The organism is Arthrobacter sp. W4I7 (genome assembly GCF_030816215.1).
GTDB lineage: Bacteria > Actinomycetota > Actinomycetes > Actinomycetales > Micrococcaceae > Arthrobacter > Arthrobacter siccitolerans_A.
Map to the genome: position 1 here is coordinate 3482629 of NZ_JAUSXU010000001.1, position 25307 is coordinate 3507935.

Below are 25307 nucleotides of genomic sequence, written 5' to 3' on the forward strand. Positions count from 1 at the left end.
CAACCCCGAGTCAACCTCCACTACGCCGTCATGGAAGTTGGCTCACCTGCTCGCGGAGAGAGTCCGTGGCATGGAGGAGCCAGCCCCTGCCAGGCGCCGGCTGATGGCCGTCACTGACCCCTTCCCACGGGCTGCCAAGTGAGCCGAATGTCCTAGCGAACGCAGCCGCTAGGCGGACACGCGCTCCTCTTCGAGCCAGCCGAGGATGGCTTCGGTATCGGCGCCGACAGCGGGAACTGGCTCCAGCCTGGGTGTCCAACCCGCTGATTCGACGACGGGGAGAAAGGCGTTGACGGTTCCCGCCTCCGTTTCCACGGTTCCGATCCGGTTCCGCGCCAAGAGCTGGGGATGCTGATCCAGGTCCGCCACATCGTTCATTTTGCCTTGGGCTATTCCTGCCCGGTCCAAAGCCTCTGCCACCTCCTGGACAGGCCGCGTCCCGAGCCGTTCGTCAATGAGCCGGTCAAGGTCAACGCGGTTGGCGATCCGGTTGCTTACACTGTCGAACCTCGAATCCGTTGCGAGCTCGGGGTTAGCCAGCACTGAGGTACAAAAGCGTTCCCACTCGCGTTCGTTCTGGACCGCAATCAGGAGGGACCCGTCCAGGCACGACACCGGACCATAAGGGGCGATTGATGCGTGATGTGCTCCCGCCCGGACCGGGCGGCTTCCCCCGTACCGCGCATAGTAGTACGGGAAACCCATCCACTCCGCGAGGGAGTCCAGGAGGGCTACCGACAGCTGGCGGCCCTTTCCCGTGACTTCCCGTTCATAAAGAGCACTGAGGATTCCGCTGTAGGTGTACATGCCCGCGGCGATGTCAGCGATGGATATACCCGCTTTGGCGGGTTCATCCTCGGTACCGGTGACAGAGAGGAAACCGGCTTCGGCCTGGATCAGCAGGTCGTACGCCTTCTTGTCGCCAAGCGGGCCGCCCCTGCCGTATCCGCTGAGGCTGCATGTGATCAGTTGCGGGAACTCCTCACACAGCTCTTCGGGAACAAATCCGAGCCGTTCAAGCGCTCCCGGAGCAAGGTTCTGGACGAAGACATCGGCCTTGGAGATCAGGCGGCGCAGCGTCTCCTGGCCGCTTCCCGTCTTGAGGTCCAGGACGATGGACTTCTTGTTCCGGTTAAGCCAGACAAAGTGGCTGGAGAGGCCGTCGACGGTCTCGTCATAGTCCCTTGCGAAATCCCCTCTTCCCGGCCGTTCGACTTTGATGACGGTGGCACCGAGGTCGGCCAATTGGCGTGTGGCGAAGGGCACCGCCACCGCCTGTTCGAGGGCAACGACTGTGATTCCTGTCAGTGGCAGCGTCATCGGACCGGGCTTTCGTCGTGGTGGTACCTGCCTTCGGCGTCCGTGGTGGCGCCGGGGACGGGGATGCCCCAGAACTTCGAGCGCAGGTCCTGGTGGACGGCCGGTGTATTCACCGCAAAGATCTCGAAATCTTCCTCGTTTTCAGCCGGGTTAAACACTTCATGCCGCACTCCGGTCCTCTGGTGGAAGGTGTCCAGGGGGCCGGCGTCGTAGAGTTCCCCGTCAATCCGAACCTTGCCGTGGCCGGAGATGACCAGGTAGATCTCATCCCCGTAGCCGTGCACGTGTTCCGGGAAACCATGGCCGGGCTTGATCCTGATCAGGCAGTAATCCATCTGCCGGTTGGGCAGGGCAAGGAAATTGATCGGCAGGTCCGTGGGGCAGCCAGGGAATTCTGCGGTGAGGACCGGTTCGCGCAGGTTGCCTTTCGGAGAGAACCCCGCGTCGTTGCGGGCCTTCTCGAGGGTGGCGTCGAATTCCCGCGCTTTTTCGGCCAGGGGCCCGGTCAGCCGGGAGAATCCGTTGCCGGTGAAGAAATCTGTGGCGTCGCTCATGACATGGTCCTTTCGGGTTCTTCGGCGAGCAGGAAGCCGCCGTCTTTTAGTGCGCCAGCGGCGGGTTCCACGATGGTCCGGCCGGGGATGCGGCCAGGCGCCCCGAACGTGGCGAGGGCGCGGTCGACGTCGTCCAGGCCGATGACCTGCCCGATCATGGTGTCGACGTCGATGAGGCCGCGGCTCATGAAGCCAAGCACGTCTTCGATCTCGTTTTTGTCGAAGGCGTAGGAGCCCATGACGGTTTTTTCCTCCCGGACCATGGTGCTTCCGTCCGCCGTGTTCCAGGAGTGGGGGCTGTGGCCGACCACTACCACCCGGCCTCCGCGGTCCACCGCCTGGGTGGCTGACTGGACGGTCTCGGGACGGCCGACGAAGTCGAAGGCGTGGACAGCGCCTCCGGTCACGGCCCAGGCCGGATGGTTCTCGTCCTCCATCGCGCTGGCAGGAATGCTGTGGGTGGCTCCCAGGCTCACGGCCAGTTCAAGTGCTTTCGCATCTGCGTCCACGGCAATGATGGGGTAGGCGCCGCGGATTTTCAGCAGCTGCACTGCGCTAAGACCCAGTCCGCCCACCCCGACCACGATGCAGCCCTCCCCCGCCTGCACCTGGGCGCGTTTGGAGATTGCGTGGAGGGAGGTGGCGAAGGCGTCAGTGGCGAGGGCTGCATGGCGGAAGGGAACTGCGCCTGGAATGTGGATGAGGTTCCGGGCTGGCACCACCATGTACTCCGCGAACCCGCCGTCGCGTACCACGCCGAGCCCTTCCCTGCTGAGGCAGAGGGAGGTCCGGCCTGACACGCAGTACCGGCACTGTCCGCACGTGATCAGGAAATTCACCGCGACGCGGGCACCGATTTCCACCCCGGCGGCGCCGGGCCCCGTTTCGCAAACGGTGCCCGCTACCTCGTGTCCGAGGATGCGCGGATAGTGCGGCAACGGAGTCCGGCCGTTGAGGATGTGGGCGTCGGAGCCGCACAGGCCGGCGGCCTCGACGCGGATCAGTACCTCTTCACCGGTTGGCCGGGGGACGGGAACCTCATCCACTTGGACGCCACTGCCGGCCTGGTGCAGGCGAACCGCTTTCATTTCCGGGTTGCTCCTTCACGCGCTTCGGCGTCGAGGTCCACGGCGAGGGTGGGACCTGCCTGGAGGGATACTGCCGAACCTGTGACGTTCAGGAGGAAACGGTCCGGGATCGCCCGGGCGATATCCATGATCGCCTCCATGCCGGTGCAGTGGCTGGGTGCAATCACTTCAACGTCAAGGTCCTTCAGCGCCTGAATCGTCTTTTCCGTCTTGGCTTTCGGTGAGCCCGGGAAGCCCAGGTGGAATCCGCCGAAGGCACCAATGACCCGTTCGACGCCGGTGATCCGCTTCGCGTAATTGATCGTGTTGATGATGCCTGCATGGCTGCACCCGGCGAGGACGATGATGCCGTCCCCCAGCTGGATGACCAGGGCCTGGTCGTCCGGGACGACGTCCGCCTCCACCTTGCCCTCCCGGACGTGCAACAGCGCGTTGGGGGCGGAAAGGTCCGTGGGCGGAACCTCGAAGTCGGTCTCCCGGGGAATCGGGCCGGTTGCGATGAGTCCTGGCCCAATTTCCAGCGGCTGGGTGTGCTCCACCAGCATGCCGCCGCGGGAAGTCACCGATTCCTTGGTCAGCCCGTAGTTGAAGTACGGGGCCACCTGGCCTGAGGCGAGCCGAAGGTAGCGTGGGGCGAACGCGTCAGGGTGGACGGAGATCGGCAACGGTGCCTCCCGCGCGTCGAGCAGTCCTTGCAGTCCCCCATAGTGGTCCGGGTGCCCGTGGCTGAGGACGACGTGGTCCAGCTCGTTGGCGGCGAGGTGAAGCGTCGAGAGGTTGTGCAGCAGGACATTCGCGGACATGCCGGTATCGAACAGTGCCCGGTAGGTGTACCTGCCCCAGCTGACCTCCACGTGCAGCGCAATTCCATTTTCGCCCAGCACGCACTGCGTCTTGGGATCGAAGTGGTGGGCCAACCCCGTGCGTGTCACGTTGGGAAGGTCCGCAAGCAGCATGTCGACATGGTTGTCGGTCACCATGGTCAGCTTTACCCGGTCAACTCCAGGCATATTCAACTCCTAGTTATGTATGTGAACTCGTAGCGGCATGTGGTGCCTGGTCCCCCGGGTCATCCCTTTCCCTGCCTTGCAGCAGGAGAAGGGATGACCGGGGTTGGTTGGGTTGCGTTTACTGTGCGGGAATTGACTGCACAGGGGACCTGCGGGAGCTGGGGCCCTGGCCCTCGGTGTCTTCGTTGAAACGCTCGTCGCTGCCCTGATGTGCGTCAGAACGGAAGTATTTGGAGTAGTAGACCGCTGTGAGGCTGACCAGGGCCATGACCACCATGAACGTCGCGATCGGCCACCAGTGTCCGGACCAGGCGAACAGTGCAGTGGCGAGAAGTGGTGCGGTGCCGCCGAGCAGCGCACCGCTGACTTCGCGGGCGAAAGCGACGCCCGAGTAGCGGATGGCCGGAGGGAACAGTTCGGTCAGGAAGGCGGCCTGGGCGGCCATGGAGGTGGCCACCGCTCCCACGAAGCAGACGACCAGTGCCAGCAGGATCAGAACAGGTTGGCGGGTATCGATGAGCATGAACATGGGGAATGCCCACGCTGCACCAAAGGCAGCTCCGAAGAGGAACAGCTTCCGGCGTCCCACTTTGTCCCCGAGGCGCCCGAAGAGCGGCATGAATGCGGCACCGCCGAGCAGGAGCGCGGCGTTGATGCCAAGGGCAAGGGCGGCGGCGAGACCCAGGTTATTGGTCAGGTAGCTCAGCGCCCAGACCTGGGGGATGTATGCGAATCCTGACAGGACAAAGTTCGATCCCAGGGCAACCAGCAGCCGGCGCTTCTCGGTGCGGAAGAGTCGGACCAGGGGAATGCGCTCAATCTCCTTGCCTTGCTTCGCCTTCTCGAACGAGCGGGTTTCGTTGACCTTGCGCCGGATGTACATGCTGATGAGCAGCATCACGAGGCTGAGGATGAACGGAATCCGCCAGCCCCAGGTGTAGAAAGCGTCGCCGGTCATGGAGAGCACCGCCTGGAAGGACAGGAGGCCGAGGGCCGAACCGATCCACACTCCCGCGCCCGACCAGGACGCATAGAAGCCGCGGCGGGTCGACGGCGCCGACTCCGAGGAAAGGATGACGGCTCCGGCGTATTCCGCTCCGGCTCCGAGGCCCTGGGCGATCCGAAGCAGCACCAGCAGCAGTGGAGCCCCCAAGCCGATAACGTCGTAACCCGGCAGGACACCGATGAGCGCCGTGCTGATACCCATGATGGTCAGCGTGGCGATCATCACGGGTTTACGGCCGATCTTGTCACCGAGATGCCCGAACACCATGCCACCGAACGGGCGGGCAAAATACCCGACGGCGAATGTTGCGAAGGCGGCCAGCAGGCCGGCTGCGGGGTCGGTGGTCCCGAAGAAGTAGGTCTTGAAAATCAAGGCCGCTGCGGCACCGTAGAGGGCGAAGTCATACCATTCGACAAGGCTGCCGACGGCGGAGGCTGCGGCCGCGCGCCGGGCCTCGCGCTCAGCCGCCGGGGACTGGATTTTCGAATCCATTGTTGCTCCTTTGCACGTGGATTTGGTCTTGCCGGCCGTCTTTCCGGCCAGCGAGGTTTGCCGCGTCTTCTCAGTGCTGGACTTCTGGCGCTGGTCCCAACGCGAACGGGAGGTGCCGGCAGGGGAACTGGAGTGATCCTTACTTTCGGCTGTGAGTCTCACCCGGGATGACCTACCGCTTTGCCGCGGAACATCTACCGGCCGGCCCTTGTTGACTCCTGCCATCTACGTTCGCAAAGAAAATGCACAGCGTCAAGGGATAATCGATAATCTTCCAAAAGAATGCATTCTTTGCTAGGCTGAGGCATAGTTCAGGCTAGTCTGGGACGTACGTCCAGTGAGGTGAAGGAGCAGCACCGTGGCAACCAAGAGAGATCTGATCGCGGCCGAATTGCGCCGGCAGATCAGCACCGGTGAACTCGCCCGGGGGGCCCGCGTGCCCCAAAGCCAGTTGGCTTCGAAATTTTCTACGAGCATCACTCCCGTACGCGAAGCCCTTGGTCTTCTCGAGGCAGAGGGCGTCCTGGTGGCAGAACCACATCACGGTGTCCGTGTTGCAACTGCGAACCTCGCCCAGGTCAAGACGGTGTACCTCATGCGGCAACTGGCCGAACCGTATGCCATGCAGCGGGCCGTGTGGAATATGAGCCGGAGGGATCTTCAAGAGGCCACGGAGCTTTTCGAGGACATGGAGCAATCAGAAAGCGCCGGGGACAAGCCGGCTTTTAATGAGGCCAACCGGAAGTTCCACTTCGCCTTTTACGACCGGTGCGGGGATGACGGGCTCCGGACGGAGATCGCGATGCTGTGGCAGCGCTACCCTTGGGACCTGTTGCAGGTTATCGAACACCGGGCCCCCGATTCACATGAGGAACACCGCCGCATTCTTGACGCCGCACGGGCTGGAAACCTTCAACTTGTAGCCGGCGCCACACGCGACCACCTCAAGCACGGGTATCTGGCCCTCGCCGCCCGATTGTCCGATGAACCCCAGCTGGACCCTTTCCCGGTAAACGATGATTAGGACAGCCACGAGCAACGCCTCGTTCCTCTACGTCCCCGCAGACCAATCCAGGCTCGTGGCTAAAGCAAAAAGTCGCCGCGGAGCCATCATTCTGGACCTGGAGGACAGCGTTGCCCCTTCCCGCAAAGAAGAGGCACTTGCCGCAGCCGTCGCCTTCCTGAGCGGCGATGCCCGAAATGCCGAAGTTTGGGTCCGGATCAACCCGGGTGCAGCAGGATTGCACGAGGCGGAACTTCTTACTGAGTGCCCCAACCTCACCGGGCTCTGGATCCCCAAGGCCGAGGAGGCCGCCTATGTCCAAGACATTGCCCGCAGGGTCAGCGACACTCCCGGTGGTGGCCCCGCCCTCGGTCTGCTCATCGAAAGCGCCCGGGGAGTCCTCGCATTGGCCGAGCTTCTGAGCCTGCCCGAAACCCAACAGGTGCAACTGGGCGAAATCGATCTGGCCGCTGACCTTCGGCACGCCGCTTCGGGCCGCGAAAACATGACCTGGTTCCGCCACTGGCTCATAACGCATGCAGCTGCCGCGGGTCTTCCCCAGCCGGTCGGCCCTGTGGACGCCGACTACACCAACCTTGCCGGCTTCAAGGCCTCCTGCCTTAGCCTTCGGGACATCGGGTTTGGAAGCCGCGCCTGCATCCACCCCGCACAGGCCGACATCGCGGAGCAGGTTTTTGGTACGAGCGCCGAAGACCTCGCCGCCGCACATGCCCTTCTCGACCAGTACGAAGCCGCGCTCAGGGAAAACCGCGGAGCCCTCGGCGACGGCAGCGGGTCAATGATCGACGCCGCAAGCGTCCGGTCGGCCCGCCGCATCACCGGACGCTAAATCGCCTTTCCGGGCCTGAGAAATATATTGGCGCCAGGTGTCCCCGGGCGTCGCTGCCCTACCGGTCCAGCTTCACCGCAGTGAACAGCACAGCCGAGTCCTCCTCCGCCTCCAAACTGTGCATCCCCTCCGGGACGATCAGGAGGTCCCCGGCCTTGCCCTGCCACGCCTCACCGCCGGCCTTCAGCCAGACCGATCCCTTGATCACGAAGACCGTGGCCTCGCCGGGGTTCAAGTGTTCACTGAGCTGGGTGCCGGCCCGGAAGGCCATGACGGTCTGCCGCAGTGTCTTTTCGTGACCGCCGAACACGGTATCCGAAGCACGCCCGCTGGATCCGGATACGGCTGCTTCAAGCTGCTGACGGGCCAGGGCATCAATCGATATCTTCTGCATGAGGACACCGTACCCACCACGCACTACCGCTGCCATAACCCTGGTGTTCGGGCCGGGCGAAGCCCGAGAGCTCCAGCAAGGTACCGCCGTCGCTAAATGGCTTAGGCTTTGCCGATGGACAGGTGGAAGGAAAGGCGGCGGATTGTCCCGTCCCAGGGGGCGGCACTGGCGGTTTTTGAATATGGTCCGGACCCGGCACCCGGTATCCCCACCCTGCTCCTGGTCCACGGCTACCCGGATGACCACCGCGTGTACGTTCCGCTGATTCGCGAACTGGCGGCAACATGCCACGTGATTGCTTATGACACCCGAAATGCAGGATCTTCTTCTGTGACCGGCGGCCACGGGAGCTTCGTGCTGCAAGCCCTGGTGGATGATTTGTATGCAGTGCTGGCCGCGACGCAGGCCTCGCCGGTTCACCTCGTGGGCCACGACTGGGGGTCTATCCAGGCCTGGGCAGCGGTCCAAGACCCTCGTGCCGCCGGGAGGATCAGCCGTTTTACGAGCGTGTCGGGACCGGACCTGCGGCATTTCTCCTGGTGGATGCGTCAAGGCGTTCGCCACCCGCGGGGCTGGGCCCAACTGTTGGGACAACTCCGGCGCAGCCTGTACGTTGCCTTCTTCCAGATCCCGTTGCTGCCGGAAGCATTCTGGCGTTTCTTCCTCACCGGCTGGTACGAGCGGGCTGCCGGGCGCACGGTAGGTAATGACCCTATCCGGGGTCTCGCTCTCTACCGGGCAAACTTCCATATCGAACGCCAACCGCCGCTTCCGGTATCGATTCCTGTCCATGTGGTGGTTCCAGTTAAGGACCCGTTCCTTTCCCCCCGCCTCATTGACGGTCTGGAGAATTGGGTGTCCAAGCTGACCGTGACAAAAGTAAATGCAGGGCACTGGTGGCCGGAAACACACACCTCCGACTTTGCAACGTTGTTGCAGCAAGAACACGACAACGACGGGGACATTGACAGGGTTAAGACGGGCTAAGACAGGCGCAGGATATCGGACGCTGGCGGTAGGCTCCGTGTGAGAAAGAATCACCACCCGCCGGAGGGGCATCGGATGGACGCGGACGTCATCATCATCGGCGGCGGCCTGGCCGGGCTGGCGGCCAGCAATGAGCTGGCCAGGGCCGGCAAGCGCGTGGCCATCCTTGACCAGGAGAACGCGGCCAACCTGGGCGGCCAGGCGTTCTGGTCCCTCGGCGGCCTGTTCCTGGTGGATACCCCCATGCAGCGCCGTCTCCGCGTGAAGGATTCCTTCGAGCTGGCCTGGCAGGACTGGCAGGGCTCCGCCCAATGGGACCGGCTCGACGGCGAGCATCCCGAAGACGAATGGGCGCAGCAGTGGGGACGCGCCTACGTCGAGTTCGCCGCCGGCGAGAAACGCAGCTGGCTGCAGGAGCAGGGCATCAAGTTCACTCCGCTGGTGGGCTGGGCCGAGCGCGGCGACGGCAGGGCCGGCGGACACGGCAACTCCGTCCCGCGGTTCCACGTTCCGTGGGGAACCGGCACCGGCATCTCCGAACCCTTCGCCAACAGGGCCCGGGCCGCGGCGGAATCGGGGCTGGTCAGGTTCTTCTTCCGGCACCGTGTAGAGGGGTTAACGTTCGACGGCGGCACGGTCACCGGGGTGCACGGCGCCGTCCTGGCACCCGACTCTGCGCCGCGGGGCGTCGCCTCCAACCGGGACAAGATTGGGGACTTCGAGCTCCACGCCCAGGCCGTGGTCATCGCGTCGGGAGGGATCGGCGGCAACCACGAGCAGGTGCGCAAATGGTGGCCGGAACGCCTCGGCACCCCGCCGGCGAAGATGATCACGGGAGTGCCGCAGCATGTGGACGGACGCATGTTGGACATCGCCGACGACGCCGGCGTCCGGCTGGTCAACCGCGACCGGATGTGGCACTACACCGAAGGCATCCAGAACTGGAACCCCATCTGGCCGGATCATGCCATTCGGATCCTCCCCGGACCGTCGTCCCTGTGGTTCGACGCCCTGGGCCGCCGGGTCCCTGCACCCGGCCTGCCCGGCTACGACACCCTCGGCACGCTCAAGCTTCTGCGGACCACTCCGGACCTGCAGCAGTACAGCCACTCCTGGTTCATCCTCACCCAGAAGATCATCGAAAAGGAATTCGCCCTCTCCGGCTCCGAGCAGAACCCGGACATCACCAACCGGGACCTGAAACTGCTGCTCCGCACCCGGCTGGGCCGCGGCGCCGCGGCCCCCATCGAGGCGTTCAAGGACCATGGGGCCGACTTTGTGGTCGCCGGCAACCTGGCCGACCTGGTCAAGGGCATGAACGCCCTCACCGACAAGCCGTTGCTGGACCTCCAGCAACTTCGCCGCCAGATCGGGGAACGCGACGCGGAAATCCAGAACCCTTACTCCAAAGATGCCCAAGTGACCGGCATCCACAACAGCCGCCGGTACCTTGGCGACAGGCTCTTCCGAACCGTCAAGCCGCACCGGATCCTGGACCCGGCGGCCGGTCCCCTGATCGCCGTGCGGCTGCATGTTGTCACCCGAAAAACCCTCGGCGGCATCCAGACGAACCTTGCCGGCCAAGCGCTCGGCCAGGACGGCTTCCCCATCCCGGGGCTTTACGCGGCGGGCGAGGCAGCAGGTTTCGGGGGCGGGGGCGCCCACGGCTACAATGCACTCGAGGGAACCTTCCTGGGCGGCTGCCTCTTTACCGGCAGGACCGCAGGACATTCGCTTGCCGGCGCCCTGTAGTTACCGGGTGGCCGGTAACTGAGCCAACCTTTCGGTAGTGTCTGATCATGGACAGCGACACCCTGGTCAATTTCCTGTTGGTCCTCTTCTTTGTGCTGCTGGGCGGAGTCTTCTCCGGCACCGAAATGGCGCTGGTGTCCCTCCGCGAAAGCCAGGTGCGCCGGATGGAGAAGTCGGGAAAAAGCGGCGCCCGGATCGCCGCGCTGGCAGGAAACCCCAACAGATTCCTCTCAACGGTCCAGATCGGCGTGACCCTGTCCGGCTTCTTCTCGGCGGCCTATGGCGCGTCCACTATCGCGCCCGACGTCGAACCTCTCCTGCGGGGCATCGGCTTCGGCGCTGCGGCCGAACCTGCCTCCTTCATCGGCATGACCCTCCTGGTGGCCTACCTCTCGCTGGTGCTGGGCGAGCTGGTGCCCAAGAGGCTTGCCATGCAAAGCGCCGTCGGCTTTACCAAAGTCCTTGGCCCTCCCCTGCACGTCCTTTCCGAGATTATGCGCCCCGCCGTCTGGCTGCTGTCCGCGTCCACGGACGCCGTCGTCAGACTCTTCGGCGGCGACCCCCACGCCAAGCAGGAGAGTGTCACCTCGGAGGAACTGTGGGACATGGTGGCGGAGAGCGAGGCGTTGGAGGAACACAGCCGGAGCATCCTGACCGATGTCTTCGGTGCCGGGGAGCGCCTACTGCAGGAGGTGATGCGCCCCCGCACCGAGGTCACCTTCATCAGCGGCAGTCTCACCATCGCCGCCGCCCGCAGCAAGGTCCGTGACGGCCCGTACTCGCGCTATCCGGTCATGGACAAGACGCCCGACGACGTCATCGGCTTCATCCACATCCGTGACCTCATGCCACGGGACGCAGAGTACGACGCCGGCCTCGTGCGGGACATCGTCCGCGGGATCCTCCCGCTGCCGGGAACCAACAAGGTGGTCCCGTCACTGTCCCGCATGCGCAGGCAGGGCCAGCATATCGCGCTGGTGGTGGACGAATACGGCGGCACGGACGGCATCGTCACCCTGGAGGACCTGGTGGAGGAGCTCGTGGGCGAGATCTATGACGAGTACGACGCCGGCACGGACCCGGAGGACCACGTCACCAAAGCCAACGGTTCAGTCGACGTCGACGGCGGCTTGATCCTTCAGGAGTTCGCCTCGGCGTCCGGCATTGAACTGCCCGAAGGGCACTACGAGACCGTGGCCGGCTACGTCATCGACCGTCTGGGCCGGTTGCCCCGGATCGGCGACAGTGTGGGCGTGGGAGGACATCTGCTGACCGTGACGGCGATGGACCGGCTGCGCATCGCACGGATCCATGTGGCGCCCGTGGACGGACATCCGCAGGACTGACTACCGGTCCTCGAGAACGGTCTTGAGGTTGGCCAGCTCGGCCGTCCGCCCGGACGCCGATGAAAGGGCGTCCCGGCGTAGACTGAGCCCCACCCCCTCAAGGCGGAGGCAACAAGCCCATGAACAGCATTCGAGAACAGGTCCTCGAAGCCGAACAGCATGCCGAACTTGGGCCCGGAGACGATGAGCGGTTTTCGGGGTACGGCGTGATGGGCCTGACCTTCAGTTCCGGCCATGTCCTGGCGCTGCGGCGGTTCCCCGTGACCAGCGTCGGCCCCGGCTACACCTCAGTCTGGCTGCGCCGGCCCTCGGGTTCCTGGAGCATCTACGCCGATGCCCCGGCGGAGGTTTCCTGTGCCCGTTACTTTGGCGCCGCCTTGGAGAAAACCGTTGAATGCCGCGTAGCCGTCACCTGGACTGCCGACAACAGCTTCAGGGTGGAAGTCGGCGAGGAGGTGGACCTGGTATGGGAGCTTGACCTGGAGGCAACTGCCATGACGCAGGCCATGACGGCAGCCCTCAGCTCCATGCCCGGCTCCCTCCTGGCGAGCAAGTCATTCCTGAAAGCCATGGGTGCCGCGGAAGGACCTGCGTTGCGGGCGGGCCGGCTGGGACTGACAGGCACTGTGCCGAACCGGCAGGGGTTTCGCGCCAAACCCCGCCGGATGTGGTTCATCTCCCGAACCTCGGCCACCCTTGGCGGCGAGGACCTGGGGAGCCGGCAGCCCTTGCGCGTCCAGACCCGGCTGGGTGATTTCTGGATCCCCCAGCGCGGCATTTTCGTGATCGGCTCGTCCTCCTTTGACCGGTTCGATCCCGCCCGCCACGTTGCGGCGAGCGCCAAGTCGACCTGAAAAGACCCTCCCTCAGAGCTTGAGCTCGGATGCATGATCCGCATCTGGTCCCGGGTCCGTTCAGACGCGGCGATATTCACCGAAGACATGTGGGCTGCTACTGGGCAAGGTCCAGCGGGCCATCGATGCCATCCGCTCTGCAACCACGACGGCGGCCAGGGGCGCTGAACCTAGTTACGCACTGAAAAGCCCTGGATACCTTCGAGCGGGAAGGCATCCAGGGCTTTCCTGGCTTCAAAGATGCGGCTACTCGCAGGCAACTCCATTGGAATTTCGGTCCAGCGCCGCCCGGAAGCCTGGTTGTCCTGCGTAGAGCGGAGCCGCCCCCGCGGCCCTGACTGCATCACAGTTCTGGTAGTAGACGGACGCGGGTGCGGCGGGAGCCGGCGCAGCGGGTGCAGGTGCAGCAGGAGCCGGCGCGGGCTTCGCTGCCTGCTGGGCGGCCTGCGCAGCAGCTGCCGCCTGTTGTGCGGCTGCCTGGTCGGCGGCCGCCTGATCAGCTGCCACCTTGTCAGCAGCGGCCTTGTCAGCAGCGGCTTTCTCAGCGGCAGCCTTCTCGGCTGCGGCCTGCTCAGCGGCAGCCTTCTCGGCAGCGGCTTTCTCTGCCGCTGCCTTTTCCTCAGCCAGCTTTTCGAGGGACTTGACGCCGAGGTGCACGGTGGAACCCTTTGCCGCTTGTGCACCATCCCTGGGGTCTTGGGACGTCACCTGCCAGTTCTTCTTAACAAGGATCGACTTGCCATCGACGCTGTCCACAGCCTCGACCTTAAACCCGAGATCCTCCAGCTGATCAGTGGCTTTGTCCAGCGTCACCCCCGTCAGGCCTGGCACCTTGACCGTTTCTACAACCGCAGCAACAGCGGTTGCAGTCTCCGTCGGCTGCACTGCCGCCTGTTTGCCACCGCATCCAGTCAGCATCAGACCGGTCAGGACAACTAATGCGAGCGTCTTTTTCACTTTTCCCCCTAGGAATGTTTGTGATGGTGATACAGACGGGACGTGAAAGCCCCAAGATTGTGGGTCAGCTTTCGCAGGCGACGCCGTCCAGATCGCGGTCCAGCCCCGCCCGGTAGCCTGCCTGCCCCGCAAGGATCGGCGCCGCCCCGGCAGCTTTTGCCGCCGCGCAGTTCGCGTAGAAGACGGCGGCAGGTGCGGGCGCAGCCGGCGCAGGGACAGCGGGTGCCGCAGCAGCCGGAGCCGGTGCGGCAGAAACAGGTGCCGCCACGACTGGAGCAGGCTCCGCGGCCGGTGCTGGAGACGATGCAGCAGCAGGCGCCTGCTGGTTCGTGGGTGCCGGCTGACCGCTGCATCCGGCGAGGATGTTCCCCATCGCGTCGTGCTCCGCTTGGGTAACCCAGAGGCTGTACGCCGCCTTCACCGAAATCTGCCGCGCAACGTACTCGCACCGGAAGCCCTTGTTCGGCGGCAGCCAGGTGGCGGCGTCGCCGTCGCTCTTTTTCTGGTTAGTAGGGCCGTCAGTCGCCTGCAGGTTCAGCGGGTCGTTGGCGAAGGCCGTCCGCTGTTCAGCGGTCAGCTGCTGCGCGCCCTTCTGCCAGGCGTCGCTCAGGGCCACAACATGGTCGATCTGGACGGCGGTGCTGGTCCCGTTCCCCCGCAGGAAGCTGATGGTGGCGCCCGTGTACGGGTCCGCGAGTGTTCCGGTCTGCACCTTGCAGGGAACGCTGTTGGTGTACGTGATGGCGGTCAGGTCGCGCTTGAGAATGTCATTCCGCGTGTCGCAGCCGTTGCGGTCAACGTCCAGCCATGCCTGCCCGAACAGCTCCCGGTCATAACCTGTCTTGGGTGCCCGGCCCTTGATGGGAAGAGTTGCCAGCAGGTCGATCGCCTTGGTGGCGAAGTCAGGCTGGACTGCCGCGGCGGCGCCATGTGCCACGCTACTGGAAGTTCCGGGGTCCAGCGGCTCCCCCGTCTCCGGGACTCCGGGAGCGGCCGGCGGCGCGGGCGCCGCTTCGGCAGTTGCGGCCGCCAAGGCCGGGGTAGCCATAGCCGTGCTGGCTGAAGCGGCAGTCTCCAGATCCCCGGACAGCGCCCGAGGCAAGGCGACAGCACCGCCGGTCAAAAGGGCCAACGAAACCCCGAGGGCGAGTGCTCCCGACCTCCGTGGCCGCTTTGGTCCCGGCGCTGACCCTGGCAGCTTCCCAAACTTTGACAATGTTCCCCCATAAAAAAGGCCCGGCAATAAGCCGGGCCCTTTTACTCAAGCCGCTTTGGTTATGGCTGGGAGCCTATTCGCCAAGATGAGGGTAGAAGCCGGAATTCGGACAAACCTGAGGCAACTTTGATGTTCCCTTGATCCAACCTTGAGGATCCTTGTCGCACAGGAACCCGTGCCTGTAACAATTCCGGCAAAGCCCGCGCGGGCACGTGCCCGCCCGGGCTTTTGCAAGGGACTACGCCCGCTGGACGAGGTTGAGGATGTTGCCCTCGCTGTCCAGGAACCAGGAAGCTTTCCCCCAGTCACTGGTGGCAATGCCGTTTTCCGTCTTCAGGCCGGGAAAATCGTAGTCTTCGAACGTGACGCCGCGGCCGCGCAGGTCCTGCATTTCCTGCTCGAGGTTGTCCACTTCCCACCCCATCTGGGTGTTCTTGGCCGACCCCGCATTGTCCGTCTGGTAGAGGAGGAAGCCTGTCCCCTTGCCGCAGGTGTACATCAGGCTGTCATCTTCCATGGAACCGGATGGTTCGATGCCCAACTTGTCCCGGTAAAAATCCCTCGCCCTGTTGATGTCCTTGGCCGGAAGGACAGCCATAGTTGCTGAATCCTTGAGCATAATAATTCCTTTGCGCCTTCTTATCGCGGTGATGGCGATGCTCTCCCCGATGGCAGTCCCGGAACGTCTCTGTCCGGGGCCGCGTGGCCGTCCACTCCGCCTTGCTGTGGGCGGCTACCTGGGACCCTGCGACGCCCCGCCAGCCATCACCGGCGCGAGGGGTCCCCGAAGCCTATGTGGCCATTATGGAACTGAATTGCCGCTTCGGAAATAGGGAAACTTATTCTCCTGGCGTCCGATGCAGGCCCTTCGCATATGCGGCCTGCCCTACATGCTGGAGGCAGTCAGCAATGGTGCTTACCAGCCGCACACCGAGGGTGACTGGCGGGTTCCATCGGGTGTCCACGACGCGGTCCAACTCCTCATCGCCGAGGCCCTGGAGATACCCGACTGTCTGCTGGTGAACGGCCTCGTAGTACTCCTGCAGCAGTTCCGCGGGCGCCCGCACGGCGTCCACCTGGTCACTTGAGTGCCCGTAGCCGGTGTCCCGGGGTTTGAGCGGCAGGCCGAACCTGCCCACAAAATCCTGGCCCAACCAGACCTGTTCCAGCCCCGCCACATCTGCAACCTGAACATCTTCCACCCTGGCCAGGTGCCAGATCAGCCACGCGATCGAGTTTCCGTTTCCCGCCGGCCGCAGGGCCAGGGACCCGTCGTCGAGCCCCTCAAGGGTGCGTTCCACCGTTTCCCGGATCCTGCCGAACGCGTCCAGCAGCAGTTCGTTCGATCTCATTGTTGCCCCTCTTCGTTTGAGGACCGCGCGGGTGGTTACTGCTGCCCGTCCGCTTCCGTTTCCTTGTCGCGGGCCTGGCGCAGGTGCTGCTCCAGTTTGGCTTCTGCATCCCGGCGGCGGTCACCAACAGACCGTCCCTGTTCAGTTCCGGGAGCCGGATCTACCGGCTCCGGGAACTGGTCTGCCCCGGTGGTGGGGACGGCTCTGTCCAACTCTTCGCTGTTTTCACCCATACCGGATGGTCTCACAGATGGCGCGTGCTTCCGGATCTCCGCCATCCGCAGCCGGACCATCTCCGCCACCACGTCATCGGGAACGGGATGGTCCGGCGTAAACCGTACTGTGCCCTTGGACAGCGAATAGCCGCCGAGTTGGGGCGCGACGGCGTCCACCACTGCGGGCGAGAACGGGAAGATGGACAGGTGCTTGGCGGCCGCCACCACACCGATCAGGGGTTTGCCGTCCAGCTTCAGGGCCGGCATCCCATAACTCATCCCTTCGACGGCCTCTGGCGCGAAGCTCCGCGCAATCCCGATGACGCGCTGGAGGCAGCCGCGGTCAGGCTCGGACATGGCGGCGAGGGAATCGTCAACGGCACCCATGCGGTCATCCTAGCCCTGCAGAAAAGACCCACGACGGCGGGACGCAGCTTCCAGCGCGGGAAGCGCCCCCTTTCCCTCCCGGCTGGACTGGGGAACCATGGGCCATGGAAACGCTGACGCTCGAAGGAGTACTCGATGACGTACGACAAGGACCCCCGCGTGGACCAGTACATCGATGCGCTTCCGCCATGGCAGCAGGCCATCTGCCGGCAGGTGCGGGACCTCGTCCACGCCGCTGATCCCGAGGTCGAGGAAACGATCAAACGCACCGTCCAGCCCTACTTCGTCCTGCAGGGCAACATTTGCGCGCTGCTCGCGGCGAAGGACCACGTCAACGTGTTCCTGTACGACGGCGGCCTCAGCCCGGACCCGCACCACATCATCACCGGCGGCCACGGCAACAAGACCGGCCGGATGATCTCGTACTACGAAGGCGACGCAATCCAGGAGGATGCGCTGCTCGAGATCTTCGCTGCGATCATCGCGGTCAACCGAGCCGGCGGTTGGCGCAAGGCCAAGGCGGGTTCCGAGGATTGAGCCGGAAGCCCCGGCGGTCGCGTCGCGGCCGGTCCAAACCCCAATGCTTTGAGCCGAAGCCATGGGTGATTCAGACTGGGCAAACTGCATATGGCTTGGGACGCCTTAGCCGAAAGCGTGCAAGAACCGTTCGAGTCCTTCTTCGCCTGGGGAACTTCCGACGTAGACGAAGTCCGGAGGATCACCGGGTGAGGATCGTGAACGCCCGGCGATTTTCCAAGGCGGCGCCAGTTGCGCGGGCCATTGTGCTGGTTCCCAATCGTGGTGTTCGGCTTTGTAGTGTCGGCCGGTGGGTGAGGTCCAGCCAGGTGGTTCGTCTTTGGTGGCTGCGGTCGACGTCCATCCGGTGGCGTGTTTGAGGCGGTGGTGCTTTGGGCAAAGCTGGGCCAGGTTGCTGATCCCCGTATATCCGCCGTGTTGCCAAGCTTGAAGATGATCCGTGTCGTTGTCCAGGGATGGGTTGTTGCAGCCGGGGAAGGTGCATCTGCCGTCCCGGAGCTGCAGTGCCCTTTTCATGGCTTTGGTGAGCCGGTAGCTGGTGCGGCCGATTTCCAGTGGCGCCCCGTCCCGGGGATCGACGAGCACCCGGTAGAACGAAGCGGCACCATTGGCGGCGAGTTTGCGTGCCATCGATGGCGGGATGGGGCCATAGCTGTCCAGCATTGCCGGGTCGTCGGTCAGGCCCATCAGGGAGAACACCGGAACGGTGACCAGCACTTGGGCGCGGATCGAGGACGACAGCCCCGTATCAATTCCTGCACCCGTAGTGTCACCGGTTCCGGGGTGGACGGCTCCGGGACTGGTTGTGCCGCCGAGGAGCCAGTGAGCACAGAGGTCCGGCCGCAGTTGGGTGAGGGTGCGGGTCTCTTCCGGTCCCTGCAGTTCCCGTGCGGCGGCGGTGAGCTTGTTCCAGATCGCCGAGGCCTGGTCCGCGGGCAGGTGGGCCGAAAGCGTGGCCATCCCGTCCTGCTCCGGCCGGTATTCCACCCGCCGGTCCGCGATGCCCTTGGCGTGGCGTTTTTCGATGGACTCAGGGTGGTGGCGTTCCCGCCAGTTCCTGGCCTTGGCTTTGAACCGGTACGCCGGCAATTCCCCGATCGGGGCGGCCGTAGGCGGCCTGGGCACGTCCGGGTCAAGGAAGTGGGCTTCCAGTGCCGCCGCGCCAGCGGGGTCAAGTGTGGCCGTTTCATCCACCATGGCGAGGGCATGCTGCCAGGTAATCGTCCCTGCCTGCAATGCCGAAAGGGTGGGCGGCAACTCCTTGCACAGGGCGTGGGACGCGGCCAGGAATGCACCGGCTGCCCGGGTACCGAGGGCCAGGAGGCAGCCGATTTCCGCGGCGACAGCCATTTCCAGCGACTGCACCGGCGCGTCCGGCCCCGCAATAGCTTGGGCAGTGTCCGCATACTTTACGGCAGCCCGGGCCTTCAAACCCGCGAGCCCGGCCTCCGCCACGCGCGCCCCGGCAAGAATGTCCAGGCACCCATCAGCCAGTCCGGCCAGCGGATCAGCATCGGCGAACGGCTCCGAACCACACTCATCCACCTCGGCATTGAGCACAGCAAGAGCCGCCTTGATGTCCTCAAATGCCTTAGCGACCGCCGCTTTCCCCATGAACCCATCATTGCAAGGGGGTCTGACATTCCTCGATCGAGGCCATAGGGCAAGATGTTCCTAGTCCCCCACCCGGGCGGCCGTCCTCAACCACGTGCTCAGGATGGGCAGGACCACGGAACTGTGCATTGCGGCGAGATGGTCCAAACCGGGCAGGACCTGCACGTCCCAGCCGGCGGCGGTCAGGGCATCACGGTGCCGCCCGTCACCAGTGCTGGTCTCAGGTCAGGATCCCCCACCCCATTTCCGCATCATTTCTGTGGCGTCCGGCGGATACGGCGTAAGCCTGACGGGCAGCAGCAAGGCCGGGGTCGGCGCCATGAACAGTGACCGGAAAATCGAGCCGTCGTGGAGGACAGCTTCAGCAGGAGCAGCCTCTACCAGCTCCTGCGGTGGACGTGGAATCCCGCCCGGTCCTGACCATCCGGATTTCCGGCAGGGCCTCCCACTCGGGAGGAAGCAGGCCGCGCCTGCCGTCCGGCTGGAAGCCATGCCTGCGGTAGAAAGCCTGCGCCCGCAGGTTCTCCTCCAGCACCCACAGGTAAGCCGGCGATTCCCCTATCGCGGCACCCACCAACGCCGCCCCCAGACCGATGCCCTGCGCCCGGCTGAGGAGGTAAATCGAATACAACTCCAGCGGGACGGGACCGTCCTCGTCCCGCCCGGGACCGGCGTCGGCAAATCCCACCACTTCGTTGTTGGCGTCCAGGGCGAGGATCCGGGGGTCCTGCACGTCCAGGTGATTCCGGCGGCGGGCCACCCGTTCCGGGATCGCGTCCCGGCGGGCGGCGAAAAAGGCGGGCGACAGCAGATGGGGATAGCACTCCTCGTGCGCCAGCGTGTGCATCAGCACCACCGCTTCGGCATCCTCGGAAGTGGCCTGGCGGAGTACGTAGTCCATGCCCCAGCCTAACCAGTGATGCATCTCAACCTCCCGAACCTTGCCCTTCCTCGACTGCAGCGGCATACTTATTAGCAGGACTAATTAGCATTGCTAAGCATTTTCAGGAGGCGCAAAACCACAGTGACCGCAACCAACACCGAGAACGGCCCAGCCACGGATTCCATCACCCCCGACACCCTGGCCATCGAACTCCGCACCGCCGTGATGCGCACGTCCCGGAGGCTCCGCGTCGAAGCTACCGGCGACGTCATCACCCCAGGCCAGTACACAGTCCTGGCCCAGCTCAACGGAAGCGGCCCCACCACTCTTCGTGAACTGGCCGAGCGGGAGCACGTGCAGGCACCCTCGATGACCCGCATCGTCAACGCCCTCGCCGACCAGGGCTTCGTGTCCAGGGCCGCGAATCCCGACGACGGCCGCCAGGTCCGCGTGGACGTCACCGACGCCGGACGGGCCGTGCTGGCCGAAGCCCGCAACCAGCGGACAGCCTGGCTCGCCCGGCGCGTGGCGGGACTGAGCGAGGACGACCGGCTGATCCTGAGCCGGGCCGCTCACATCATGCAGGAGATGAGCGGAAAATGAGCGCCATGTTCCGGGCTCTGGAAAACCGCAACTACCGGATCTGGGCCGGCGGAGCGATCGTGTCCAACATCGGGACCTGGATGCAGCGGGTGGCGCAGGACTGGCTGGTCCTGACCGTCCTCACCAACCACTCCGGCGCTGCCCTCGGAATCACCACCGGCCTGCAGTTCCTGCCTATGCTGCTGCTCGGCCCCTACGGCGGAGTACTGGCGGACCGCTACCGCAAGCGCGTCATCCTGCTCTGGACGCAGGTGGCCATGGGCCTGACCGGGCTGGTGCTTGGACTCCTGGTGGTGACGGGCACCGCTCAACTCTGGCACGCCTACCTGGCCGCCCTCTGCCTTGGCATCGCCGGCGCCATCGATGCGCCGTCGCGCCAGGCCTTCGTTTCGGAACTGGTAGGACAGGACAGGATCTCCAACGCGGTGGCGCTGAACTCCGCATCGTTCAACACCGCCAGGCTCACCGGGCCGGCCATCGCCGGTGTGCTGATCGCCTGGGTGGGCACCGGACCGGTGTTCCTGCTCAACGCGGCCAGTTTTGCCGCCGTCATCATCTCGCTGTTCCGGATCCGGACCTCCGAACTGGCCCCGGCCGTCCAGGCGACCCGCAGCAAACACCAGGTGGCCGAAGGCGTGCGTTATGTCCGCCAAAGGCCGGACCTGATGCTGATCCTCTTTTTGGTGGGTATCCTGGGGGCCTTCGGCATGAACTTCCCCATCACGAATGCCCTGATGACCACCACCGAGTTCGGGGTGGGACCGGGCGAATTCGGACTCCTCGGCTCCATCATGGCGGTGGGCACACTGGCCGGAGCGCTGCTCGCGGCGCGCAGGGCCGGGCCGCGGCTGCGGTACCTCCTCGGCGGGGCGCTGGGCCTTGGTGCCTTCACGCTCCTGGCCAGCGTGTCGCCGTCGTTCTGGCTCTACGCTGCTGTGCTGATCCCGGTGGGCCTCGCGTCCATCACGTTCCTGAACAGCTGCAACACCAGCATCCAACTCTCGGTGGAACCCCGGTTCCGCGGGCGGGTGCTGGCCCTTTACCTGGCAATCCTGCAGGGCGGAACTGCCATTGGCGCGCCGCTGATGGGATGGATCGGCTCCGAATTCGGTGCGCGCTGGTCAGTGGCGGCCGGCGGTGCTGTGGTCCTGGTGACCGCGCTGTTCGCCGTGATCGTAGTGAGCCGCCGGAGCAGCCTCAGTTTCCGTGAGCATGTCCGGACGGTGCTCCGCAGGAGGCGCGAGCCGGCCGTGTAACCGGCCGGCCTCCGGGGGTCAGCTCTTCCTGGCCGCCACTGCTGCCGACAGCGATTTCAGTCCGCGTTCGAAGTCCGAGCCCACCAGTTTGTCCATGTTCATAAAGAGCGCGAACAGCTTGGCCGCGCCCTTGTTTTCCCCGGTCATCACCCAACTGACTTCGGTGCCGCCCGACGCCGGGGTGAACGTAAACGAGGTGGGGTTCAGGGCTTTGAACGGCTTGGTGAACTGCAGGCGGACCTTGATTTCGCGGGACGGCACCGACTCAACGATCTCCATGGTGCCGCTGCCGGCTTTGCGGTTGCCGCTCCACTCGTAGCCCGCACCCACGCCTGATTCTCTGCCGAAGTAGCGCCGGCTCATGCCCGGATCCACGGTCTCCCACGGCGACCATGCGGTCCACTCGTGAAAGTTGTTGACCAGCGGAAAAACATCTTCTGCCGGGGCAGGGATAACCGCGCTGCGGCGGACCTCATAAGTGGACATGGCCCTAAGCATAGGAGCCACGGGTGTTTCTGAGTAGAGGCCTAGCCCGGCGCGCCGCCCAGCACCACGTTCACCGGCTCCTTGCCCTCCAGCAGCAGCCCGATCTGCTTCTTGACCAGCCGGACCATCCTCGGGAACATCGCCGAACTCGCCCCGCCCACGTGCGGAGTAATCAGCACGCCGGGCGTGGTCCACAGCGGATGACCAGCCGGGAGCGGCTCCGGATCGGTGACGTCCAACGCTGCACGCAGCCGGCCCTGCGACGCCTCGGCCAGCAAGGCCTCTGTGTCCGCCACCGGACCGCGGGCCACATTCACCAGCAGCGCCCCGTCCGGCATGGCGGCCAGGAACTTCGCGTCCACCAGGTGCCGGGTCTGCCCGCTGAGGGGAACACTGACCACAACAATGTCGTGCAGCGGCAACTGCTCATACAGCGAATCGATGCCGAAAATCTTTCCGGCCGCGTCCTCGCGTTCGCGGCTGGCCATCCGGGTCACGTCGGTTTCGAACGGCAGCAGCCGGGCCTCGATGGCCTTGCCCACTCCCCCGTAACCCACCAGCAGCACGCGCCGGTCGGCAAGGCTGGGCCGCTGGCTGTTGTCCCACGTCCCGCTGGCCTGGTTCCGCGCAAAGTCCGCCATGCCGCGCTGGCTGGCGATCACCATTCCGAGGGCGAGTTCCGCCGTCGAGGTCTCATGCACTCCCGCCGCATTGGCGAAAACTATGCCGTCAGGCAGTACGTCCGCCACGCCGTCGTACCCGATGGACTGGCTCTGGACCAGCCCGACGTCCAGGCCCACCAGCGCAACCAGCACACCCGGCTTGCCCATGTACGGCGGCACCAGCAGGTCAATCCGGCCCTCCGGAGCGGGCCCTGCGAGGTCCCACAGGAGAAGTTCGACGCCGGCAGGCGCCCCCAGCGCATCCAGCATTTTCTGATCGGGCACGGCCACCCGCAACGGTGCGGTCATGCCGCCGCCACGAGATTCAGGGAGGGATTCATAAGAGCGATCTTAGTGTGGCTGCACACACCACGCCGGGGCCGCGTCGATTTCGGTCCCCCGCCGCATGTTGGTAGAGGTTAATGGATGCAAGACCTACTGAATCCCGCGATGCCCTTCATTGCCGTCACGCTGGCAGTCGCTGCAGGACTCGTCCTGTCCTGGCTGCTGCGCAAACTCGTCCTCCGGCTGAACCGCAAGCGCCCGGAGCTGCAGGCCACCTCCCGGGTGGCCCGCCAGCCGCTGCGGCTGGCACTGTGCCTCATCGGTGTCCGCACCGCGCTGGGGCTGACGGCCGCCAGCGAGGGCTGGCTTCCCGTCGTCGACCATCTCCTCCTGATTACCCTCATCTGCTCCCTGGCCTGGCTGGGGGTGGCGGTGCTGCTGATTGTCGAAGCCGTAGTGCTCCGCCGGTACAGCGTTGACGTGGCTGACAACCGGCGGGCGCGACGGCTCCGCACGCAGATGATCCTGGCCCGGCGGATCGGCGTTGCCCTGGTGGTGGTCCTGGCGGTGGGCTCGGTAATGCTGACGTTCCCCGCCATCCAGGCCCTCGGCGCCGGGCTGCTGGCGTCCGCCGGCGTCATCTCCATCGTCGCCGGCCTCGCGGCGCAGACTTCCCTGGTGAACGTCTTCGCCGGCATGCAGCTGGCCTTCACGGACGCCATCCGGGTGGACGACGTTGTGGTGGTCCAGAAGGAATGGGGCCGGATCGAGGAAATCACGCTCACCTACGTGGTGGTCCACATCTGGGACGACCGGCGCCTCATCCTGCCCTCCACGTACTTCACCACCACGCCGTTCGAAAACTGGACCCGCCGCCAGTCCGAGGTAATGGGCACCGTGGAGTTCGATCTCGACTGGCGCGCTCCTGTGGAGGACATGCGCGCCGAACTGCGCGGGGTCCTCGCCGGGACCGAGCTGTGGGACCAGCGCGTGGGCGTCCTGCAGATCACCGATGCCACCGGCGGCTTCGTCCGCGTGCGGATCCTGGTCAGCGCCGCGGACAGCGCCGCCCTTTTCGACCTGCGCTGCCTCATCCGCGAGGCCATGGTCACCTTCCTTCAGCACCGCCATCCGGAGGCCCTGCCCCAGCAGCGCTGGACCGAGGGAACGTCCGACGGCGGCACCTCCACCCGCAGGCAGCAGCCACTGCGGGGGCTGGGAACCTCCGGCTCACGGGCGCCGGCGGACCCTCAGGAGTCCCAGCTGTTCACGGGTTCGATCGAGGCGGTCCAGCGCTCGCGCGCCTTTACCGGCCCCGGGGAGGACGTCTTCCAGGACCGGGACCAGGACCTGGCGTCCCGGAACTGACTCTTGATATGTGACTAAATGGTCACCTATCATGGTTCCTATGGATGCCGTGTTCAAAGCACTCGCGGACCCAACCCGCAGGGAGCTGCTGGACGAGCTCTTCCGCCAGGACGGCCAGACCCTCGGCGCCCTTGAGGGCCGCTTCAACATGACCCGTTTCGGGATCGCCAAGCACCTCAAGATCCTTGAGGAGGCCGGCCTGGTAGTGGCCCGCCGTCGGGGGCGCGAAAAGCTGCACTTCCTGAACCCGGTGCCCATCCGGCTCGTCCACGACCGCTGGGTGAGCAAGTACGCCGAACCATGGGCCGCTGGCCTCAGCGACCTCAAATCCAGATTGGAAAGTCCCATGGAAAAAATCTTCGAGATCTACATCAAGACCACGCCCGAGCGGCTCTGGGAAGCGATCACGGACAGCGGGATCCGCAGCAAGTACCAGTTCGGGAACACCATCGAATCGGACTGGACCCCGGGCGGCCGGTTCGTGATGAACAACGTCAAGGCCGGCGCGCCGCTCGGCGAAGGCGAGAACGTGGAGGTCGATCCGCCCCGCCGGCTGGTCCAGACGATGCGCGCCCTCTGGGGCGAGGACGTCAAGGCCGAGGGAACCTCGAAGATCACGTGGGACATCGAGCCCGTGGGCGATTCCTGCCGCCTCACCGTCACCCACAGCGACCTCCGCGAAGGCGCCAACGAACAGCTCTACGGCGGCTGGCCGATGATCCTCTCCGGCCTGAAGACCTGGCTGGAAACCGGGGAGAAACTCACCACCCCCGGCTCGCTGATGTACACCTGAGCCGGTTGCCGCCGAGGCGGCCCATCGCGTGCAGCAT

At 65.0% G+C, this 25307-nt stretch carries 25 protein-coding genes and 1 pseudogene; 11 read left to right on the forward strand and 15 right to left on the reverse strand.

Features of this window, described 5'->3' with window-relative positions:
• Positions 1–168 precede the first annotated feature (168 nt).
• The 5 genes from QF047_RS15670 to QF047_RS15690 all read right to left on the reverse strand — a co-directional run bounded on the left by QF047_RS15670 (position 169) and on the right by QF047_RS15690 (position 5470).
• Entirely contained in the window at positions 169–1320 is a 1152-nt protein-coding gene (locus tag QF047_RS15670; RefSeq protein ID WP_307278976.1) for a CaiB/BaiF CoA-transferase family protein, read from the reverse strand.
• On the reverse strand, positions 1317–1874 hold the full coding sequence (locus tag QF047_RS15675; protein WP_307278979.1) for a cupin domain-containing protein: 558 nt from the start codon (positions 1872–1874) through the stop codon (positions 1317–1319). The genes QF047_RS15670 and QF047_RS15675 overlap by 4 nt, the downstream gene beginning before the upstream one ends.
• A complete protein-coding gene (locus QF047_RS15680) occupies positions 1871–2962 on the reverse strand; it encodes an alcohol dehydrogenase catalytic domain-containing protein (protein WP_307278982.1) in 1092 nt (363 codons plus the stop codon). Before QF047_RS15680 ends, QF047_RS15675 begins: the two co-directional genes overlap by 4 nt.
• The gene (locus QF047_RS15685; RefSeq protein ID WP_307278985.1) at positions 2959–3972 is read right to left on the reverse strand and encodes an MBL fold metallo-hydrolase; all 1014 of its coding nucleotides are present in this window, start codon (positions 3970–3972) and stop codon (positions 2959–2961) included. Before QF047_RS15685 ends, QF047_RS15680 begins: the two co-directional genes overlap by 4 nt.
• A gap of 118 nt (positions 3973–4090) precedes the next feature.
• On the reverse strand, positions 4091–5470 hold the full coding sequence (locus tag QF047_RS15690; protein ID WP_307278988.1) for an MFS transporter: 1380 nt from the start codon (positions 5468–5470) through the stop codon (positions 4091–4093).
• A gap of 358 nt (positions 5471–5828) precedes the next feature.
• Here QF047_RS15690 and QF047_RS15695 point away from each other — a divergent pair, with 358 nt between their 5' ends.
• Positions 5829–6494 (forward strand): GntR family transcriptional regulator, encoded by a 666-nt coding sequence (locus QF047_RS15695; RefSeq protein ID WP_307278992.1) that lies wholly within the window; start codon positions 5829–5831, stop codon positions 6492–6494.
• Positions 6487–7323, forward strand: a complete 837-nt coding sequence (locus QF047_RS15700; RefSeq protein WP_307278996.1) for a CoA ester lyase — start codon at positions 6487–6489, stop codon at positions 7321–7323. Before QF047_RS15695 ends, QF047_RS15700 begins: the two co-directional genes overlap by 8 nt.
• A gap of 58 nt (positions 7324–7381) precedes the next feature.
• Here QF047_RS15700 and QF047_RS15705 read toward each other — a convergent pair whose 3' ends face one another.
• Positions 7382–7717, reverse strand: a complete 336-nt coding sequence (locus QF047_RS15705; RefSeq protein WP_306638360.1) for a cupin domain-containing protein — start codon at positions 7715–7717, stop codon at positions 7382–7384.
• 114 nt (positions 7718–7831) lie between these two features.
• Here QF047_RS15705 and QF047_RS15710 point away from each other — a divergent pair, with 114 nt between their 5' ends.
• The 4 genes from QF047_RS15710 to QF047_RS15725 all read left to right on the forward strand — a co-directional run bounded on the left by QF047_RS15710 (position 7832) and on the right by QF047_RS15725 (position 12656).
• Positions 7832–8704, forward strand: coding sequence for an alpha/beta fold hydrolase (locus QF047_RS15710; protein WP_307279001.1), 873 nt, complete (start codon positions 7832–7834; stop codon positions 8702–8704).
• A 75-nt stretch (positions 8705–8779) separates the two neighbouring features.
• Complete coding sequence (locus QF047_RS15715) at positions 8780–10456, forward strand: FAD-binding dehydrogenase (RefSeq protein ID WP_307279004.1); 1677 nt, start codon at positions 8780–8782, stop codon at positions 10454–10456.
• 47 nt (positions 10457–10503) lie between these two features.
• Positions 10504–11802, forward strand: a complete 1299-nt coding sequence (locus QF047_RS15720; protein ID WP_307279008.1) for a hemolysin family protein — start codon at positions 10504–10506, stop codon at positions 11800–11802.
• A gap of 119 nt (positions 11803–11921) precedes the next feature.
• Positions 11922–12656 (forward strand): hypothetical protein, encoded by a 735-nt coding sequence (locus QF047_RS15725; protein WP_307279011.1) that lies wholly within the window; start codon positions 11922–11924, stop codon positions 12654–12656.
• A 246-nt stretch (positions 12657–12902) separates the two neighbouring features.
• Here QF047_RS15725 and QF047_RS15730 read toward each other — a convergent pair whose 3' ends face one another.
• The 5 genes and pseudogenes from QF047_RS15730 to QF047_RS15750 form a co-directional block, all read right to left on the reverse strand.
• A complete protein-coding gene (locus tag QF047_RS15730) occupies positions 12903–13613 on the reverse strand; it encodes an excalibur calcium-binding domain-containing protein (protein WP_307279014.1) in 711 nt (236 codons plus the stop codon).
• A 64-nt stretch (positions 13614–13677) separates the two neighbouring features.
• Entirely contained in the window at positions 13678–14661 is a 984-nt protein-coding gene (locus QF047_RS15735) for a DUF1524 domain-containing protein (protein ID WP_307279017.1), read from the reverse strand.
• A gap of 406 nt (positions 14662–15067) precedes the next feature.
• A complete protein-coding gene (locus QF047_RS15740) occupies positions 15068–15448 on the reverse strand; it encodes a VOC family protein (RefSeq protein WP_306638348.1) in 381 nt (126 codons plus the stop codon).
• A gap of 220 nt (positions 15449–15668) precedes the next feature.
• Positions 15669–16181, reverse strand: coding sequence for a DUF664 domain-containing protein (locus tag QF047_RS15745; protein ID WP_307279021.1), 513 nt, complete (start codon positions 16179–16181; stop codon positions 15669–15671).
• Positions 16182–16441: 260 nt separating this feature from the next.
• Positions 16442–16783 (reverse strand): annotated as a pseudogene (locus QF047_RS15750) (iron chaperone); the annotation flags it as partial.
• Between the two features lie 135 nt (positions 16784–16918).
• Between QF047_RS15750 and QF047_RS15755 the strand changes: the two are divergent.
• The gene (locus QF047_RS15755; protein ID WP_306638344.1) at positions 16919–17320 is read left to right on the forward strand and encodes a DUF1801 domain-containing protein; all 402 of its coding nucleotides are present in this window, start codon (positions 16919–16921) and stop codon (positions 17318–17320) included.
• A 105-nt stretch (positions 17321–17425) separates the two neighbouring features.
• Here QF047_RS15755 and QF047_RS15760 read toward each other — a convergent pair whose 3' ends face one another.
• Positions 17426–18934 (reverse strand): HNH endonuclease signature motif containing protein, encoded by a 1509-nt coding sequence (locus QF047_RS15760; protein WP_307279026.1) that lies wholly within the window; start codon positions 18932–18934, stop codon positions 17426–17428.
• 361 nt (positions 18935–19295) lie between these two features.
• Positions 19296–19835, reverse strand: coding sequence for a GNAT family N-acetyltransferase (locus QF047_RS15765; protein WP_307279028.1), 540 nt, complete (start codon positions 19833–19835; stop codon positions 19296–19298).
• Between the two features lie 123 nt (positions 19836–19958).
• Between QF047_RS15765 and QF047_RS15770 the strand changes: the two genes are divergently transcribed.
• Both QF047_RS15770 and QF047_RS15775 read left to right on the forward strand, forming a co-directional pair.
• Positions 19959–20420, forward strand: coding sequence for a MarR family winged helix-turn-helix transcriptional regulator (locus QF047_RS15770; RefSeq protein ID WP_307279030.1), 462 nt, complete (start codon positions 19959–19961; stop codon positions 20418–20420).
• Complete coding sequence (locus QF047_RS15775) at positions 20417–21676, forward strand: MFS transporter (protein WP_307279032.1); 1260 nt, start codon at positions 20417–20419, stop codon at positions 21674–21676. The genes QF047_RS15770 and QF047_RS15775 overlap by 4 nt, the downstream gene beginning before the upstream one ends.
• Positions 21677–21694: 18 nt before the next feature.
• On the opposite strand, the gene QF047_RS15780 is transcribed toward QF047_RS15775, so the two are convergent.
• Both QF047_RS15780 and QF047_RS15785 read right to left on the reverse strand, forming a co-directional pair.
• Entirely contained in the window at positions 21695–22162 is a 468-nt protein-coding gene (locus QF047_RS15780; protein WP_307279034.1) for an SRPBCC family protein, read from the reverse strand.
• Positions 22163–22203: 41 nt separating this feature from the next.
• Entirely contained in the window at positions 22204–23133 is a 930-nt protein-coding gene (locus QF047_RS15785) for a 2-hydroxyacid dehydrogenase (protein WP_307279037.1), read from the reverse strand.
• A 117-nt stretch (positions 23134–23250) separates the two neighbouring features.
• On the opposite strand from QF047_RS15785, the gene QF047_RS15790 reads away from it, so the two are divergent.
• Both QF047_RS15790 and QF047_RS15795 read left to right on the forward strand, forming a co-directional pair.
• Positions 23251–24477: a mechanosensitive ion channel family protein gene (locus QF047_RS15790; protein ID WP_307279039.1), complete on the forward strand. Its 1227-nt coding sequence runs from the start codon at positions 23251–23253 to the stop codon at positions 24475–24477.
• 40 nt (positions 24478–24517) lie between these two features.
• The gene (locus tag QF047_RS15795) at positions 24518–25270 is read left to right on the forward strand and encodes a metalloregulator ArsR/SmtB family transcription factor (RefSeq protein ID WP_306638332.1); all 753 of its coding nucleotides are present in this window, start codon (positions 24518–24520) and stop codon (positions 25268–25270) included.
• Positions 25271–25307 lie beyond the last annotated feature (37 nt).